The following is an 18,593-nucleotide window of genomic DNA, read 5'->3' as shown; positions in this document are numbered from 1 at the left end:
TTACACTCCGCGCAGTTTCAACTCCTCTGCCCGATGACAAGCCACGAAATGATCCGGTTTCAACTCACGGAACTCGGGGGTCTTGGTTTTGCAGATATCCACAGCATAGCGGCAGCGAGGATGGAAGTAACAACCGCTCGGCGGATTAGAGGGATCGGCAACGTCGCCCTGCATGATGATGCGTTCCGATTTGTAGAGCGGATCGGGTTTCGGCACCGCAGACATGAGCGCCTCGGTGTAAGGGTGCAGGGGAGCATTGTACAGTTCCTCCGCATCTGCCATTTCAACCATCTTTCCTACATACATGACTGCCACACGGTCAGAGATATGCTGAACCACACTCAGGTCGTGAGCAACAAAAATGTAGGAGAGGTTGAAATCTTTCTGCAAATCCTGAAGCAGATTGAGCGTCTGGGCTTGAATGGAGACATCCAGCGCCGATACCGGCTCATCGCAGATGACCAGGCGGGGGTTCATGGACAGGGCACGGGCAATGCCGATGCGCTGACGTTGCCCACCTGAGAACTCATGAGGATAGCGGCGGAGATGATCGGCGCGCAATCCCACCCGTTCCAGCAACGAGATGATGACCTGCTCGCTATCTGGCCCATATTTTCCATGGATGACCATCGGTTCCGCCACAATGTCGCCAACCGACATGCGGGGGTTGAGGGAGTTAATGGGGTCCTGGAAAATCATGGCAATTTCCTGGCGTACCAGTTTCATCTGGGCACGATCCAGCGCTGCCATGTTCACCCATTGAGGCTCGCCGCTGGGAGAAAGCACCCGGCTCTTAAAGTACACTTCCCCGCCGGTGGGTTCATACAGGCGAATAATGGTACGCCCGGCAGTCGTCTTTCCACAACCACTTTCTCCCACCAGCCCAAGGGTCTCCCCTTCACGGACAAAAAAGGTCACGTCATCTACGGCTTTGACATAACCAACCACCCGGCGCAGCAACCCTTTTTGAATGGGGAAGTACTTCTTTAACCCTCTGACATCCAGCAGGAGGTTGCCATCCTTCGGTGGGTTATAGGTTGACGGAGTTGCTACAGTTGCCGCTTCGCTCATACCTTCACCTCCTCATAAAGCAGACAGCGAGCCCAATGATGATCATCTACCTGAATATTGGATGGTTCAATTTTGTCACATTTACCCGGCATGAACATCGGACAGCGTGGATGGAAGACACATCCAGTGGGCAGATGGAAAGGATCCGGCACCATGCCCTCAATCGTTGCCAGACGCACATCCGACTTTTTACCGATGCGCGGAATCGAGCGCAACAAAGCCTGGGTGTACGGATGCTTGGGCTTGTAGAACAGGTCAACCACTCTGGCACGTTCCACCTGCTTGCCCATATACATGACCACAATTTCCTCAGCCATTTCCGCCACCACACCCAGGTTATGGGTGATGAACATAATTGCCATATCCATGGTGTTCTGTAAGTCGCGCATCACATCCAGAATCTGGGCTTCAATGGATACATCCAGCGCAGTGGTGGGTTCGTCGGCAATCAGCATTTCCGGCTGACAGGAAAGCGCAATAGCAATCATCACCCGCTGGCGTTGGCCACCCGATAATTGATGCGGATAACTATCCACCCGCTGTTCCGGCTTGGGAATACCCACCTTGCGGAGCATTTCAATAGCAATTTCGCGGGCTTCCTCTTTGGTCACTTTGCGATGCGCCACAATGGTCTCTACCATTTGATCGCCCAGTTTCTTGACCGGGATCAAACGGTGAAGGGAAACGGCTTCGTGGATGTGCTGTCCGGCGGTGTACACCGGCGTCAGAGAGGACATGGGCTCTTGAAAAATCATGCCAATTTCACCGCCGCGAATCTGACGAATGATTTCGCCATCTGGATCCAGTTTGGTGATGTCAATGGTCTGAACTTCACCCGTCTCGCGGTTTCTGCGATGATAAAGGATTTCACCACCGGTAATCTTGCCGGGCTTGGGAATCATATTCATGATGGCTCGGGCAGTGACCGACTTTCCACAACCCGATTCCCCGATGACCCCGACGGTCTGCCCGCGGCGGATTTCGAGGAACATGCCATCCACGGCTTTGACGATGCCCGCGCGCACATCAAACTCAACGTGTAAATCCTTTACCTCAATGAACAGATCTTTGCTTTTGCTTTCCATGTTATCCTCCATTTACCGCGCGCTGTAGGGATCCATGGCATCGCGCAAGCCATCGCCCAGCATGTTGTATGCCATGATGGTTGCCAGAATGAAAGGTATCGTCCACAATTGCCACGCGGCAAAGCGAATGGCGTATACGGTACCCGCCTCCTGCAAAAGGACGCCCCAGGAAGTTAGCGGCGGGCGCAGCCCCAAACCCAGCCAGGACAGAGCGGTCTCCGAAAGGATCATCCCGGGGATGGAAAGCGTGGCAATGACGATAACGTGACTCATCGTACCGGGAAGCAGATGGCGGAACATGATGCGCGAATCGGATGCGCCGGCACTTTTTGCCGCCAGCACGTACTCTCGCTCCCTCAGGGAGAGGATCAAGCCACGCACCTGGCGAGCCAGACCTCCCCAGCGAACAAATGCCAGAATGAGGGTAAGCATGAAGTACACAGTGATGGGTGACCAGTACTTGGGGATGGCGGCGGCGAGTGCCATGAACAGAGGAATATCCGGGAAAGCATTGAGGAACTCGGTAAAGCGCTGGACAAACATGTCAATCGCCCCTCCGTAGTACCCGGAAATTGCCCCTAAAACACTACCCAGAATAATGGTAAGGAATTGTCCAATCAAACCGATCAGCAGCGAGAGACGCCCACCATAGATGATACGGGAGAAGAAATCCCGTCCGTTGGAATCCGTTCCCATGATGTAAATATGGGCATCCTTGATACTGGGATCTACCCCAAACAGGTGACGGTCCCAGGGGATAAACCCCAGCAATTTATACGGGTCTCCCTTAACGAAGAAGTAAATATAGTATTTCACCTGTGGGTTTTCCACATAGGTGCGGCGGCGAAGTTGTTCATCAATTTTGCGTTCGAGACCATAAACAAACGGGCGCAGGGAGAAATTGCCCTGAGCGTCAATGAATCGTATGGTTTGCGGACGGGCTTCGGTGAAACTGCTTTTTCTTTCCAGGTCATAAGGGGCAATAAACTCGGGGATAACTGCCATGCAAAAGTACATAAGGATGAGAATAATGCCCCCAATGACAGCAATGCGGTTCTTTTTAAATTTCCACCAGACCAGGCTCCAGTAACTCTGGCTGACCTGTCGGGCTTGAGATTTTTTGGCAGGAAGCGTTGCAGCGGTCATTTTTACGTCCTCCTCCTCTCATTCCAGGCGAATGCGCGGGTCAAGCCAGGCGAGCATCAAGTCAGAGAGCAGATTGCCCAGCATGAGCAAAATCGTGAAGAAAACCAGACAGGTACCTGCCATGTACATATCCAGTTGGCGAAGTGCCTGCACAAACAAGGGACCGATGGTCGGCAGGTTTAAGACAATGGAAACCAGAGCGTTTCCACTGATAATTCCTGGCAGGGCTTCAGAACCTAAAATCACAATCAATGGGTTGATCGCCATGCGGACGCCGTGCTTCCAGATGACATCACGGTTCTTTAACCCACGCGCACGGGCGGCTTCGATGAAAGGTTGTCCCAGCGTATCCAGCAGGTTGCCCCGCATAATGCGAATCAACCCCCCTGCGCCAGTCACTGCGCTGATAATTGCCGGCACCCAGAGGTGCTGGAGAAGATCCAAAAACTTCCCCATGCTCCAGGGGGCATCCTGATACTGAGGCGAAAACAACCCGAGCACATCCTGATTCAAAACCACAATGGCAAAATACAGAATAAGCAATGCCAGGAGGAAACCCGGCATCCCCAAACCAATAAAGGAAATAGTAGTGATGATTTGATCCCCCAATGAATACTGCCGTACGGCAGAATACACACCCAGCGGGATGGCAAGTGCCCACACAACGATCAGAGTGGCAACCGAGAGAATGACCGTCAACCAGAGGCGTTCGCCAATCAAATCCCGAACCGGGCGCTCATACGCAAAGGATTCACCAAAATCACCCTTCAGGAACCCCACCGCCCAGGTGGTGTACTGTTCCATGAAGGGCTTGTCCAGCCCATACTTGGCGCGCAGGGCTTCGATCTGGGATTCGGCGCTGCGGTCGCCGCGCGCACGCAATTGTTCCAGTTTTTGGGTCAGAAAATCACCCGGAGGGAGTTTGATGATGACAAAACCAACAAACGACACCAGAACGGTCAGGATTACCGCATAGCCCAGCCTGCGAAGAATGTAGTTGACCATACAACCGCTCCTTGAATAAATACTTTATGTGGCGGGCGGGTAACCGCCCGCCACATTCAATGCCTCAAAAAGCCGGGCTTATTCCTCGAAGAACCACTGCGCCGGAACCTGATTACCCGGGGTGCACGGCGCCCACGGTCCAACCACGCCATAGTCGAGGACGTTGCGCAGTTTCTTGTTGATGACCACCGGCATCTGCTGATCGCCCGAAATACCAATCACGAAGGGTCCTTCCTCGATGATGACATCGATGGCTTCCCAGACGACCTTGTGGCGATCCTCCACCGACTTGGTGGCAAAGCCCTTCTCGTACAGCATTTGCAGTTTCTCCGCAGGGCTGCCGGGTTCGGGCTTGACGCCGCAGTCATAGGGGATATTGGGATCGGCTTTGCAGGAGTCCTTACCCTTGGACCACCACTTCCCTTCCAGCGGGAACATGTAGCGGTTAACAATCGGGAAGATCCAGTCCGGATAGGTCCAGATGTCGATCTCGGAGATGTGCGCACCGCGCAGCATGTACTGACCGCCATTGGTGATGGTATCCAGGTTGGGTTGCCCCTGCAGGTTCTGAACATCCACCTTGATACCCAGGTTCTTTTCCCACTGATCCTTGACTTCGTTGGCAGCATCCACCTGAACCTTGAGACTGCCGCCCCAGTCGGAGACGATCAGAACGAGGGTGAAGGGTTTGCCGCTGGGCAGGGTGCGGAAGCCATCAGCGCCTTTCTTCATGCCGAGTTCATCGAGAGCAGCATTGGCTTTCTCGACATCGAACTCTGCATCCGCCTTTGCCCACTTCTGGTACACCGCCTGTCCTTCGGGACCGGCAAAGTGCCAGGACTGCGGGCTGATGGTGGCGGCTTTGGGCTCGCCGATACCGTTCCACGCCACGTCAATCACGCGCTGGCGATCCACACCCCAGGACAGGGCTTTGCGGAAGCGCTTGTCGCGCAGGATGGCGCGGATTTCGGCAGCATGCTCGGGCGTATCGTCATCGTACCATTTGGCGCCTTCTACATAGTACTGGTTGACCATGTAGCCAGGCCAGGCGCCGGCGCCATTCTTCCAGCCTTTGAGCATCACAAAGCCAGCCTTGTCGGCGTTTTCCTGGAAGAGCGGGATGTCGTTCGGGCTGCCGCCCACGCGGAAGGAAGCATCGTACTTACCGGAGAGGATTGCCAGTTTGCGGGCTTCCTCATCTTCGATGATTTCGATTTCAATGTAGTCAATGTAAGGCAATTGATTGCCCTCAGTGTCCACGCGCCAGTAGTAGGGGTTGCGTCCCCACTTGTAGCGTTTGCCATCCTCAGAAACTTCCACGCAGTGATACGCCGCAACGGTGGGGAAGTCGGGGTTCATGTACCACTTGTCCACCTTCTCCAGATCTTCATAGGTCTTGGAGGGGTCGTATTTGGGGTGGAATTTCTTCAGGTAGTGGGCAGGTTTCATCATGGGCTGCATGAACTCCCAGAAGCCCTGCGCCAGATAGTACGGGGCGATCCACAGGGGCTGGTCGGACTTCCACACTACCGTCTGCTCATCGGGGAATTCCAGGTCAATGGGCTCACCATTTTTCTTGTGCATGTAACCGGGCACGGTGCGCCACTTCACGTCATCGTTCTTCGCCATATCCTCCCACCAGAAGCGCCAGTCTTCGGTGGTGTAGGGTTCGCCATCGGACCAGCGCACGCCCTTGCGCAGTTTCATGGTGAAGGTCAAGCCATCATCGGACCACTCATAGGATTCAGCCAGCGCGGGTTCGTAGCCGGTCAAATCCTCTTTCCACTTGATCGGCGGTTCAGAGACATACAGTTGCACATTGCCAGCCTCGGGCCACCAGGAAGCGGTGCGCAGAGTGCCGCCATAGCGACCCACCTTCTCGCGCGGGACGGTCACGAGCGGGTTCTGCGAAATGCGCTCTTCAACGGGGGGCAGGTTCATGCCATCCAGCATGGGCGCCTGCTTGTAGGTCATCTTTTCCACCTGAACGGGCGTGGGGGTGGCTTCCTTGACCTGGATCACCTCAGAAGTTGCAGTCGGCTGTTCAGCAGCCGGCTGGGTCGCTTCGGGGGTCTTGGCTGGCTGGCATGCCACGGCGGCAACGCCCAACCCTGCCAGACCGGCAACCTTCAAGAATTCACGGCGATTCAAACTCTTCATTTTTTGTGTTCCTCCGATTTGGAAACTTGGGATTTTTTTGAATACACACCCGTCACCGGGTAGTGCTTACACAGAAAAAAAATAGACCGTCCAGCGATATGCTTCCTCTCCCTCACCTCCTTCTTTGGATTGGACAAGACAAAGCCCCTGACTTTCAGGGTTTCCGGGCGTTTCTCATCCAATTGAACATCACTCACTCGCTGACTTTTCAATATCCTATAACAATTCCTGTCTTTTGTCAATAGATTTAACTTACCTCTTAACCTCTTTCAAATGAATGAATAAAATGTGAGCGTTAACCAATTTTTCCACCACAAAACTGCAAATGAATTGCCAGAACCGGCGAGAATTTCAGCAATTTATCCGGTCATTTCCGGTATTTATTTTTCTCGAACCGGGAATATCCGAAAACATCATCGATAAGGTGAAAAAATGCTAAAAAAGTTAACAAAGTGCATCGTGCATTTTTTTTACTATAATTGGGGCATGACGAACATCTGGCGATTGTTGATTTCTCCTCCCGCACGCGGTGCCTGGAATATGGCTGTAGACGAAGCACTGATGGAATTTTGCGCCCGGGGCGAGTCTCATCCCGTTCTGCGGTTGTACGCCTGGGAGCCACCCTGTCTTTCGCTGGGACAAGCCCAACCTGTTGGAGATGTCCACCGCACCAGGCTTGCCGAAAAAGGCTGGAACCTGGTCCGCCGCCCTACCGGCGGACGGGCGATTCTGCATACCGATGAACTCACCTATGCTGTTATCGCACCGGCTACCCATGAAATCATGAGCGGGGGACTGCTGGAAAGTTACATGCGCATCTCCCGCTTCCTGTTGAAAGCGCTGGATCATCTGGCTGTTCCGGCGGTCTCTCAAAAGGAGTATCCTCTGCCGGAAGGCGCAAATCCAAAAGGACCGGTTTGTTTTGAAGTGCCCTCAAATTACGAAATTACCGTGAACGGGAAGAAACTGATCGGCAGCGCTCAATTTCGGCGGAAAGAGAGCGTTTTGCAACACGGCAGTTTACCGCTTTATGGGGATTTAACCCGCATCACCCTCGCGCTCAACCACACCGACGAGGAACAACGCCAGCAAAGCGCCACCCGTCTGCTGGAACGAGCAATCACGCTTGAACAGGCGCTGGGGCGCATTGTCACCTGGCAGGAAGCCGCCGATGCCTTCATACAAGCCTTTGCTGAAACCTTCGGCGTCACCTGGGAAATCCGTCCCCTCACCTCTCACGAATTGGCGCGTGTTGCACAACTGGAAAAAGAAAAATACGCTCATCCGTCCTGGACAGAACGCGTGTAACTTCAGGTATAATCCGCTGTATCATGCGCTCCCCGGTTAATTTTCTCGGGTTTCCTGTGGGCCTGCTTCGGACATGGCCAGGCGTTCTGATGCTTGCCTGGGTGGGCATCTGGCTTTCAGGATGTCTGAGCGCCACTCCCACCCTTGCTCCCGGTCCTATTCCTACCGAAACCCCCACTCCGCAACCAACTTCCACCGCCACGCCTGTTCCACTGGGTGAAGTGGAAAACCCCATCGTATTTGGGTACATTGATGCGGGCAGTGTGGAGCAACCCCCGGCAGCAGACCGGGTCATTCAACAGATCGCCGGGCAGACGGGACTGGCAATCCGGGCAGAATCCTTCAGTACATACCGGCAGTTGCTGGAAGCAATGGAGAAAACCGACGTTCATCTGGCATGGATGCCGCCGCTGACGTATCTGTACGCCAGCCAGCGTGGGATAGCCGAGGTGGGATTGCTCAGCAATCACTTTGGGGTGTACCGGTATGGGGTGCAGTTCCTGGTCAATGCCAGCAGTGGTTTTCAACTGTATTTTGATCCACTGAGCGGGCAAAACAGCGCCGATGCTGCGACTGCACTCCGTCAGTTTGAAGGGAAACGCCCCTGTTATGTTGAGCCAACTTCTGCAGCGGGTTATCTTGTACCGGCAGGCTTGCTTGCCCGTAACGGGATTCGAACAGCCGAGCCGGTTTTTACCCAAACCCACAGTGGCATTGTTCGGACGCTTTACGTGCAAGGGGTATGCGATTTTGGGGCAACTTTTGCCATTTCAGGAGATCCGCGCACCTCTTCTGCTGTGTTACAGGACCTGCCGGATGCCCTGGAACGCATCCCGGTAGTCTGGCGCAGCGATCCGCTTATCCCGAATTTAGCGCTGGTATATGCTGCCGGAATGTCCGAAGAGATGCAACAAACCCTGGAACAAGCCTTGATAGACCTGGTCAAGAGCGATGAAGGGCGTTCTAACCTTTCTCTATTTGCCGATTATGAAATCGAGGACTTGCGTGTTGTTGACGATTCCCTCTATGACCCGCTCCGCGAAACCCTGGCGGCGCTGGGAGTCCGTTATGCTGAACTCATTGGAAAATAACCTCAATTCAAAATGTACCGCCGAACTTTTTCCAGAATTGTTTCTATGTTTATCGTCCTTATCTTAGTTGCCACTACCCTTTTGCTTGCCGCACGCGGGTTCACAGCGTTGTACGCCAAATCTCGCATCATCCCCGTTGCTGATGCACCGGAGATGCCGGTTGCCATCGTCTTTGGTGCGGGACTTTCCCGAGACGGCACCCCCAGCCCTGTGTTGAGGGATCGCGTGGAAACTGCTGCTGCTCTGTATTTTCAAGGCAAGGTGAAGAAATTACTGATGAGCGGGGATAACCGCTTTGTGGATTACAACGAACCGGGCGCGATGAGGCAATACGCGCTGGATCTGGGCGTGCCTGCTGAAAATATCGTTCTGGACTACGCCGGCAGACGCACTTACGATACATGTTATCGTGCCAGAGCCATTTTTGGTGTCACGGAAGCCATTCTGGTGACGCAACCGTTTCATCTTCCCCGGGCTCTTTACCTGTGCAATCAATTGGGAGTGAAGGCATGGGGCGTACCTGCAGACAATCGCTATTACTTAAAACGTTCGCAACTGATCTGGAACATTCGAGAAACCATGGCTACCTTGGTAGCCTTGTGGGAGGTATGGGTAACCCACCCCGTGCCGGTTCTGGGACCTTATGAGCCAATCTTCCCAGAGGAGCAACGCTCTGGATAGCCCTCTGGCTTATTTCTTGCACCCCATCCAAGGAGGAGTTCGATGATGAACCGAGAAGAGGCATTAAGAATTGTCCACACCTACGTTAAGAATCCCAATCTCATCAACCACATGCTTTCGGTGGAAGCCGCCATGCGTTTTTATGCCGAAAAATACGGGGAAGATGCCGAGTTATGGGGCGTTGTAGGATTGCTCCACGATTTTGACTGGGAAATCCACCCTACGCTGGAAGAACACCCCATTGCTGGTGCTCCCATCCTGCGGGAACACGGCGTCCCGGAAGAGATTGTGCGTGCCATCCTCTCCCACGCTGACCATACGGGCATTCCCCGTACCACGTTGATGGAAAAAGCCCTGTATGCCTGCGATGAAGTTACGGGGCTGATCACTGCAGTAGCCCTGGTACGTCCTTCTCGCTCTCTGTATGACCTGACTTCCTCTTCGGTCAAAAAGAAGTGGAAAGACCGCGCTTTTGCCGCAGGAGCAAACCGTGAGGAAATTGCCGCTGGCGCGCAGGAATTGGGAATTGATCTTTGGGAACATGTGGACAATGTAATTCTGGCGATGCGACGCATTGCCCCTGAATTGGGACTGGAGGGAAACATCGAATCTCCATCATCCTAGTTTGGAGATCCATCCATGAATCTGCGTGGCAAAGGGTTTTACCTGTGGAACATTCCCAACTGTGAGAAAGGCAACGTTCAAGCCATTGCCGAAGAAGCCCAAAAAGCAGGGCTGACGCATGTTCTCATCAAAATTGCCGACCGCTTTTATCCGCACAATATGAGCAAAGACGGCAAAGAGGATTACGTTCCCCCACTGGTGGAGGCTCTGCATGCGCGCGGCATTCAAGCCTGGGGATGGCAGTATATATATGGATTTGAGCCAATCCCTGAAGCACAAATTGCTATCCGCAGGCTCTCCCAACTTCACCTCGATGGCTTCGTGATTGATGCCGAAGAGCAATACAAACTACCTGGACGAAAAATTGCCGCACAGAAGTACCTGGGAGAGTTGCGCAGTCATTTTCCCGATTTGACTCTGGGATTCAGTTCCTACCGCTTTCCTAAACTACATGCCAGTTTGCCCTGGGAAGTTTTCCTGTCTCAGGTGCAGGTCATCATGCCCCAAGTGTACTGGGAGCAAGCCCACAACCCTGCCGCCCAATTGCACCGTTGTTTAATGGAATATCGCAACCTGCAACCTGCTGCTCCCATCATTCCTACAGGTGCGGCCTATAAATGGGGAGGCTGGCGCCCCACACCACAGGATATTCAGGAATTTCTTCAAGCCGTAGAAGAAAACGAACTGCCTGGCTGCAATTTCTGGGGCTGGGAATTTTGCCGACGCGATCTACCCGAATTGTGGGAAGTGATAGCCCATCATCATCGTGCCCCTGCTCCACAGCCAGCACCTCCATCGAAGGACATCATCGAGGCGCTGTTTGAAGCCCTCAACCAGCAGGATATCCACCGCCTGCTTTTGCTCTATCATCCCGCCGCTGTGCATGTGAAAGCCCTGCGTACCGATCAGGGACACCCGGCTATCGAGCGCTGGTACAGGTATTTCTTGAATGACCTGCTTCCCCAAGCCCGTTATACCCTGACTTCGCTTCACTCACAGGGCAACCTGCGGTTTTTCAAGTGGAAAGCCTCATCACCCCGTGGAGAAGTCCAGGAAGGTACAGACACCGTTCACCTCTTCAACGATCGGATTCTGTACCACGCCAGCAATTTTCAGATTACTCATCCGACGGTTTCCGTCGCCGTCGAGTCTCAGGCGCTTCATCCATCATAGGGAGAGGTTTTTGCTGTAGTTTGGAGGCTTTACCTTTCTTTTCAGCAGGCTGGGTGGCAGTTTTTCCGGAGGAGACGGGTTGTTCTTTTTCAGCCTGAGCCGTCTTTTTCCTCGTACTTGATTCGGAAGCAGAGGGCTGTCCCTGGTCTTTTTTCCTTGAACGGCTTGGGGTTATTTTTGTCTTCTCCGTTTCTTCTTGTTTCTCAGAAGTAGGGGCGGTTTTCTGCGCGGCGGCTTTTGTGCTTGCCTTTCCCTTTGTAGCGGAGGGTCTCTCCACCTTCTTCCCCGACTCCGGAGAAGTTGCAGTGGCTTTCCGCGCGGTTACTTTTGAACTTGGCTTTCCCTTTGCAGTAGAAGAATTTATCTCTTTCTTCTTCTTTGTCTCTTGAGAAGACAAAATTTCTGAAGGCTCTGTTACTTTCTTTCCGCGAACTGATTTTCTTTGAGAAGGAACTGAACCTTCCGGCTTTGTGGGGGTTTCTATGGCAGGCATCCAGGTCAGGGCAAGAATTTCTTTGCCAGGAGTAGCCAGTTTCAAACGTGTGCCTTTATTTCCGCGCTTGATGCGGTGAATTTCGGAAACAGGAACAACCAGCACATCCTGAGAGGAAAGGTGGAGCAAAACCTCTTTTTGATGTTGTACCCCCAACGCCCCTACCACCTCAGCGCCGCGAGAAACTCGAGTCGCCAGCACTCCCTGCCCATAGCGACCCTGAAGGGGGAAATCCGCACCGGCGATACGCCCCGTGGTGCCATCCGAACAGGCAAAGAGGATGTCTTTTTCCTGCGGGTTCAACACCAAGCCAGATACCTGATCGCCTTCGGTCAATTTCATACCCAGAACACCGGCAGCAACCAGCCCCATCGGGCGCACCTCGCTTTCCGAAAAACGGATTGCCATGCCACCAGCGGTCAGTAAAAGTACTTCATCCTGCCCTTCGGTCACCACACCCGTAAGCAATTCATCTTCCGGGTTGACTTTGACCAGGGTAAACTTCTGCGCCGAGGGCCCGGGCAATTCTTCCAAACTGCTCTTTTTCACCAGCGCATTACGGGTGACCGTGAGAAGATAGCGGTCAGTTTTGGGGTCATCCGGTTCCAGTGCCAGCGCCAGCACCACGCGATCTCCTTCGGAAAGAGCACTGGCTTTGTGAAGAGGCATGCCATCCTGCCAGCGTTCCACTACCGGCAAAGCGCCTACCGAGAGTGCCGAAGCCTGCCCTTGGGCATTTGCCAGTATCAATACCGCACGCGTGGAAGCACGCAGGCAGTGCAAAGCAGGAGTAGCAGGCAAACCTTCTCCAGCCGTACGCCCCACTCTGCCATCTGCCATAACTCCCACCCAGACTTTGTCGGCAGGTGCCATTTCATCAGCCGTAAGAAATTGATGGATGGCAGTTTCCCCTTCCAGCGTGACAATCTGGGTGCGGCGGCGGTCCCCGTACTGCTCTTTCATCTTCAACAACTCTTCCTTAACAGCCAAACGAATCTTTTTTGCTGAAGCAAGCAAGGACTCCAGGGCTTTGATTTGCGCGGTAACTTCGCGGTATTCCTCTTCAATCTTCTTTCGTTCCAGAGATGCCAGACGGCGCAACTGCATATCCAGGATTGCCTGGGCTTGAATCTCGCTCAACTTGAAGCGCTTCATCAAACGGGTACGGGCTTGTTCAGCATCGGGTGCGTTGCGAATCAACTGGATGACTTCATCCAGATTTTTCAGAGCCACTCGCAAGCCTTCCAGAATATGAGCACGGTGACGCGCACGCGCCAAATCGTACTCACTGCGACGCCGCACCACCACAATGCGATGTTCCAGAAACACCCGCAGGGCTTGCTTGAGGGTCAGCAAACGGGGTTCACCATCCACCAGCGCCAGCAGGATGATCCCAAAAGTGCTTTGCAGGGGAGTGCGATGGTACAGGGTGCGAATGGTCGTCTCCACCTCTGCCCCCTGTTTGAGTTCGATGACAATGCGCATGCCCTGGCGGTCCGATTCATCCCTCAAATCCGAAATGCTCTCCAGTACACCCTCGCGCACCAGTTCGGCAATACGTTCGATAAGGCTGGTCTTATTGGTTTGATAAGGTAGTTCGGTAATAATCAAGCGGGTGCGCCCACGCCCTAAATCCTCGGCATGCACCTTTCCCCGAATGAGGATACGCCCCTTTCCCGAACCATACGCCGCCAGCAATCCGCCATCTTCAACGTTTTGGAGTAGGATACCGCCAGTTGGGAAATCAGGACCTTTGATGAAACGCATCAGGTCGGGGACACCGATTTCGTCGAGGCGCTCCCATTCGTCGAGCATGAACGCCAAGGCATCCACTACTTCGCAGAGATTGTGCGGGGGAATGTTGGTAGCCATTCCCACGGCAATGCCATTCGCACCGTTCACCAACAGGTTGGGAATCGCAGCGGGTAACACTGTCGGTTCACGCAACGTGCCATCGAAGTTATCAGCAAAATCTACCGTGTTGCGGTCAATTTGCGCCAGCAAGTCCACTGCAAAGCGGGTCAAGCGGGCTTCGGTGTAACGCATGGCGGCAGGTGGGTCACCGTCAATCGAACCAAAGTTGCCCTGTCCATCCACCAACGGATAACGCATGGTAAAATCCTGCGCCAGGCGCGCCATGGCTTCATAAACCGCTACATCGCCATGGGGATGGTATTTTCCCAGCACCTCTCCCACAATTCTTGCCGATTTGCGGTAACCGGCATCGGGTCCCAACCCCATATCGTGCATGGCATAAAGGATGCGCCGCTGGACTGGCTTGAGCCCATCACGAGCATCGGGCAATGCACGCGCCACAATGACACTCATGGCATAATCCAGATAGGACTGTTGCATTTCCTGATCGATATCCACCCGCTTAACCAGCCCAACTTCCATGAATCACTCTCCTCACATTTTCAATTCCTTTCCTATCTTACCACAGATGGAAATTTGTTCTATTTTCTATCTTGATTAAAAAAATCCCGCCCTTTGAGGGGGCGGGATACACTTCTACAGAGTTCAACTAATCCTGCGAGGGCACTTCCTCAGCCTTTTCCTGTTGTTTATTGGCAAAGCGTCCATGGACAAACCCGGTACCAGCCGGAATAAGTTTGCCAATAATGACGTTTTCCTTCAAGCCGTACAGGTTGTCCTTCATCCCCGCAATTGCCGCACCAGCCAACACCTTGATGGTATGCTGGAAGGACGAAGCCGAGAGGAACGAGTCAGTGTTCAACGAAGCTTTTGTGACACCCAGCAAGACTTCTGCATAGCGAGCGGGCTGTTTGCCCATGGCAATCAGTTCCTCGTTGACCTTGCGAATCTCCAGACGATCCACATAATCCGAAGGCAGGTAGTTGGTATCGCCGGGTCGTAACACCTGCACCTTGCCCATCATCTTACGAATGATAACCTCAAAGTGCTTGTCATTGATGTTCTGCCCCTGCGAGCGGTATACCTTCTGAATCTCGGTCAACAGGTACATCTGACAGGCTTCGCGCCCTTTGATCTTGAGAATCATATGCGGGTTGAGCGACCCTTCGGTGAGCGGTGTACCTGCTTCGATGTGTTCGCCATCTTTGACCACAATGCGCGCGGTACTGGGAATTTCATACTCCTCGCTCTCACGCTGTTCGTAGGCTACAATGACACGGTTTTCTTCAACGCGCACCCGTCCCGCATGCTGAGCGGTAATGCTGGCTTCGCCAAGCACGGCAATGGGATCACCCAGAGAGACCGTGCCCTCATCTTTGACCATCACCTGCCAGCCCTCAGGAATTTCGTATTCGTCGCTGACCAGTTCACTGCGTTCCACACGCACCAAACGCTGATCAGAATAGCGGTCCGATTGCAGGATGCGCACCGTACCGGCAATCTCCGAGACGATGGCTTCACCCTTGGGAGTGCGACGGGCTTCAAAGAGTTCTTCCACGCGCGGCAAACCGGTGGTAATGTCACCACCTGCTGCCACACCACCCGTGTGGAAGGTACGCAGGGTCAGCTGGGTACCGGGCTCACCAATGGATTGAGCCGCAACAATCCCTACCGCAGCACCCAATTCCACCATCGTACCACGCCCAAGATCCATACCGTAGCACTTGGCGCAGATTCCATGCACCAGTTCACAGGTCATGGGTGAACGTACCTTGACCTCATCCACACCCGCGGCGACGATACGACGGCACAGTTCGTGATCAAGCATCTGGTCGCGCTCGGCAAGCACCTCACCAGTGCGCGGGTCAATGACCCGTTCGGCGGTCAGCCGTCCAAACAAGCGTTCCTTGAAAGACTGACCGGCAACATCATCGGCTTTGCGGATGAAAATGCCTTCCCTGGTGCCGCAGTCAAGTTCATTGATAATAATATCCTGCGCCACATCCACCAGACGGCGGGTCAGGTAACCAGCATCAGCCGTACGCAAGGCAGTATCTGCCAGACCTTTGCGTGCACCGTGTGTGGAGATGAAGTACTCCAGCGTGGTCAAGCCTTCGCGGAAGTTCGAGGTAATGGGCAGACGGATAATGCGTCCAGCCGGGTCAGCCATCAGACCACGCATCCCCGCCAACTGTGCGATGGGGCCAAAACCACCTTTCGTGGCACCGGAAAGCGCCATGGTGGAGAGGTTGCCATTCGGGTCCATGTTGCGTTTGACCGTATCGGCAACGATTTTGGTGGTCTGTTGCCAGATCTCGATGATACGCTCGTTGCGTTCCTGCTCGGTAAGCAAGCCGCGCCGGTAAGCACGCTGAACCTGATCCACTTCCGCCTGTGCTTTTGCCAGAATATCGTTTTTCTCTTCGGGAATGCTGATATCTGAAACCGCAATGGTTGCGCCAGACTTCATGGCATACTCGAAACCGATATCTTTGATCAGGTCCGCCACCACCGTGGTCTTTTCCTGTCCGCACACTTCCAGCACATCGGCAATCAGGTCTTTTACACCACCTTTGTCCAGCACAATGTTGCGGAAGCGTACGTTATCGGGCAAAATGCGGTTGAAGAGTACCCGCCCGACAGTGGTCTTGATCATGCGCTTCTCCGGCTTGGGTAAACGGCGGTCTTTCTTTTCGTATTCCTCGTACCACGTTTCGGTCAGCAGATGAATGTGAGTATGCACCTCCACCTGACCGAGATGGTAAGCCATTTCCACTTCGTCCATATCGGCAAAGTACCGCCCTTCACCTTTATGGTTGGTCAAGCCATCGTCCATGGTCAGGTAATATACGCCCAGAACCATGTCTTTGGACGGGCTGATAATCGGCTCGCCATCGGCGGGTTTGAGGAGGTTCTTGGAAGCCAGCATCAGGTTACGCGCTTCCCAAACGGCTTTATCGGAAAGCGGTACATGCACTGCCATCTGGTCACCATCGAAGTCCGCGTTGAAGGCGGTAGTCACCAGCGGATGCAGTTGAATGGCGCTCCCTTCAATCAGGACCGGTTCAAAGGCTTGGATACCCAAACGGTGGAGCGTCGGCGCGCGGTTAAGCAACACCGGGCGTTCCTTAATGGCTTCTTCCAAAACTTCCCAAACTTCCGGGCGATTGCGCTCAATGAAGCGACGTGCGCCTTTGACATTGGCAGCGTAGTTGTGAGCCACCAGTTTGGCAATCACAAAGGGGCGGTAGAGTTCCAGCGCCATGGTCTTGGGCAAACCGCACTGGTGCAGTTTCAGTTTCGGACCCACGACAATGACCGAGCGCCCGGAATAGTCCACGCGCTTACCCAGCAGGTTGCGGCGGAAACGCCCTTTCTTGCCCTTCAGCATATCGCTGAGAGACTTGAGTTCACGACGTCCACGGCGCGAGAGGGCTTTCCCGCGCTGAGAATTGTCAATCAGTGAGTCCACCGCTTCCTGCAACATACGCTTCTCATTGCGTACGATGACATCCGGAGCCCCCAGTTCCAGCAAGCGCTTGAGACGATTGTTGCGGTTAATCACGCGGCGGTACAGGTCGTTCAGGTCAGAAGTGGCAAAGCGCCCGCCGTCCAACTGCACCATGGGACGCAGGTCGGGCGGGATAACAGGAAGAACCGTCAGAATCATCCATTCAGGACGATTGCCCGAACGGCGGAAGGCTTCCACAACCTTGAGGCGAATGGTGGCTTTCTTGCGCTTCTGCTTGCTCTTGGACGTGCGCACCTCGTGCCACAAATCTTCCGCCAGTTTGTCCAGGTCCAGACGCCGAAGAATGTCATAGAAGGCTTCAGCCCCCATGTCGGCGCGGAAGACCTGCCCCCAGCGCTGTTTGAGTTCACGGTAACGGCTCTCGGTGAGGAAGGTGAAGGGACGCAGTTCAATTAATTCATCGCGCAGACGGGAGTTCTGATTTTGAGAGACTACCGCCTGATCTTCCAACTGGTTGCGCAGGGCTTCCATGGCTTCATTGGCTTCGGCGCGAATGCGTTCCATCTCCATGGTGATCTGTTCCTGATCACGGCGCAACTGGTCACGCACTTCGCTTTCCAGTTCGTCCAAGCGTTGTTTCACCGTGCGCTGAATCATGGAAAGATGCGCCGAAGTGACCGTTTGCCCAGCCTCCACGATGGTCATTCCCGCGGCTTCGAACACAATAGGCTTGGAAACCGTTTGCCCCATGCGTTCCTGCAAAGCGGCTTCAAGGCGCTGGCCTTCCTTAATGACTGGTTCAAGCCGCATGGCAATTTGTTCATCTGCACGGGCTTGCAGTTCACTCTTTTGCTGGCTCAGTTCGTTGAGTTTGCGATCACGGTCGAGTTTAATCTCTTTGATTTTCTCATTGATTTGATTGGCTTGTTCGCGTTCCGAAACGCTGATTTCATCCTCGAGACGCTTCAGGGCTTTCTGGCGCGCATCTTCATCCACATGGGTAACCACATACTGCGCAAAATACAACACCCGGTCCAGGTTACGGCGGGAAATATCCAGCAGCAGCCCCAGGTAAGAAGGAATGCGACGCGTGTACCAGATGTGAGCCACCGGCGTCGCCAGTTCAATATGCCCCATGCGTTCGCGGCGCACCGAGGAACGGGTGACTTCTACACCGCATTTATCACAAACAATGCCTTTATAGCGAGGGTTTTTGTATTTTCCACAGTAACATTGATAGTCACGTGTGGGGCCAAAAATGGCTTCACAAAACAGCCCATCTTTTTCAGGGCGCAAACGCCGGTAGTTGATGGTTTCCGGCTTCAACACTTCGCCATAAGACCAGGAACGAATATGTTCCGGCGAAGCCAAACTGATACGCAGTGCGGTGAGACCCTTGGTTTCCACTA

At 53.9% G+C, this 18,593-nt stretch carries 12 protein-coding genes; 5 read left to right on the top strand and 7 right to left on the bottom strand.

Features of this window, described 5'->3' with window-relative positions:
- From ANT_RS05490 to ANT_RS05470, 5 genes are all read right to left on the bottom strand, one after another.
- Positions 1-1,071: an ABC transporter ATP-binding protein gene (locus tag ANT_RS05490; protein WP_013559521.1), complete on the bottom strand. Its 1,071-nt coding sequence runs from the start codon at positions 1,069-1,071 to the stop codon at positions 1-3.
- On the bottom strand, positions 1,068-2,156 hold the full coding sequence (locus tag ANT_RS05485; protein WP_041455348.1) for an ABC transporter ATP-binding protein: 1,089 nt from the start codon (positions 2,154-2,156) through the stop codon (positions 1,068-1,070). Before ANT_RS05485 ends, ANT_RS05490 begins: the two co-directional genes overlap by 4 nt.
- 12 nt (positions 2,157-2,168) lie before the next feature.
- Positions 2,169-3,302, bottom strand: a complete 1,134-nt coding sequence (locus tag ANT_RS05480) for an ABC transporter permease (RefSeq protein WP_013559519.1) — start codon at positions 3,300-3,302, stop codon at positions 2,169-2,171.
- An 18-nt stretch (positions 3,303-3,320) separates the two neighbouring features.
- A complete protein-coding gene (locus tag ANT_RS05475) occupies positions 3,321-4,307 on the bottom strand; it encodes an ABC transporter permease (RefSeq protein WP_013559518.1) in 987 nt (328 codons plus the stop codon).
- A gap of 78 nt (positions 4,308-4,385) precedes the next feature.
- On the bottom strand, positions 4,386-6,467 hold the full coding sequence (locus ANT_RS05470) for an ABC transporter substrate-binding protein (protein ID WP_013559517.1): 2,082 nt from the start codon (positions 6,465-6,467) through the stop codon (positions 4,386-4,388).
- Positions 6,468-6,953: 486 nt separating this feature from the next.
- Between ANT_RS05470 and ANT_RS05460 the strand changes: the two genes are divergently transcribed.
- The 5 genes from ANT_RS05460 (at position 6,954) to ANT_RS05440 (ending at position 11,344) form a co-directional block, all read left to right on the top strand.
- Positions 6,954-7,775 (top strand): lipoate--protein ligase family protein, encoded by an 822-nt coding sequence (locus ANT_RS05460; protein WP_013559516.1) that lies wholly within the window; start codon positions 6,954-6,956, stop codon positions 7,773-7,775.
- Positions 7,776-7,864: 89 nt separating this feature from the next.
- Positions 7,865-8,866 (top strand): phosphate/phosphite/phosphonate ABC transporter substrate-binding protein, encoded by a 1,002-nt coding sequence (locus ANT_RS05455; RefSeq protein WP_172634576.1) that lies wholly within the window; start codon positions 7,865-7,867, stop codon positions 8,864-8,866.
- A gap of 45 nt (positions 8,867-8,911) precedes the next feature.
- Positions 8,912-9,547 carry a SanA/YdcF family protein gene (locus tag ANT_RS05450; RefSeq protein ID WP_172634575.1) on the top strand — a complete coding sequence of 212 codons (636 nt, stop codon included), beginning with the start codon at positions 8,912-8,914 and terminating at the stop codon, positions 9,545-9,547.
- Positions 9,548-9,589: 42 nt separating this feature from the next.
- Positions 9,590-10,171, top strand: coding sequence for an HDIG domain-containing metalloprotein (locus ANT_RS05445; protein ID WP_013559513.1), 582 nt, complete (start codon positions 9,590-9,592; stop codon positions 10,169-10,171).
- Between the two features lie 15 nt (positions 10,172-10,186).
- Positions 10,187-11,344: a nuclear transport factor 2 family protein gene (locus ANT_RS05440; RefSeq protein WP_013559512.1), complete on the top strand. Its 1,158-nt coding sequence runs from the start codon at positions 10,187-10,189 to the stop codon at positions 11,342-11,344.
- On the opposite strand, the gene ANT_RS05435 is transcribed toward ANT_RS05440, so the two are convergent.
- Both ANT_RS05435 and rpoC read right to left on the bottom strand, forming a co-directional pair.
- Positions 11,289-14,234: a DNA topoisomerase (ATP-hydrolyzing) gene (locus ANT_RS05435; RefSeq protein WP_013559511.1), complete on the bottom strand. Its 2,946-nt coding sequence runs from the start codon at positions 14,232-14,234 to the stop codon at positions 11,289-11,291. The two genes, ANT_RS05440 and ANT_RS05435, sit on opposite strands and share 56 nt — an antisense overlap.
- Positions 14,235-14,361: 127 nt before the next feature.
- The gene (gene rpoC, locus ANT_RS05430; protein ID WP_013559510.1) at positions 14,362-18,591 is read right to left on the bottom strand and encodes a DNA-directed RNA polymerase subunit beta'; all 4,230 of its coding nucleotides are present in this window, start codon (positions 18,589-18,591) and stop codon (positions 14,362-14,364) included.
- Between the last annotated feature and the right edge of the window lie 2 nt (positions 18,592-18,593).

This window comes from Anaerolinea thermophila UNI-1, assembly GCF_000199675.1.
Taxonomy (GTDB): Bacteria; Chloroflexota; Anaerolineae; order Anaerolineales; family Anaerolineaceae; genus Anaerolinea; species Anaerolinea thermophila.
This window is presented reverse-complemented; position numbering and strand designations above follow the sequence as displayed.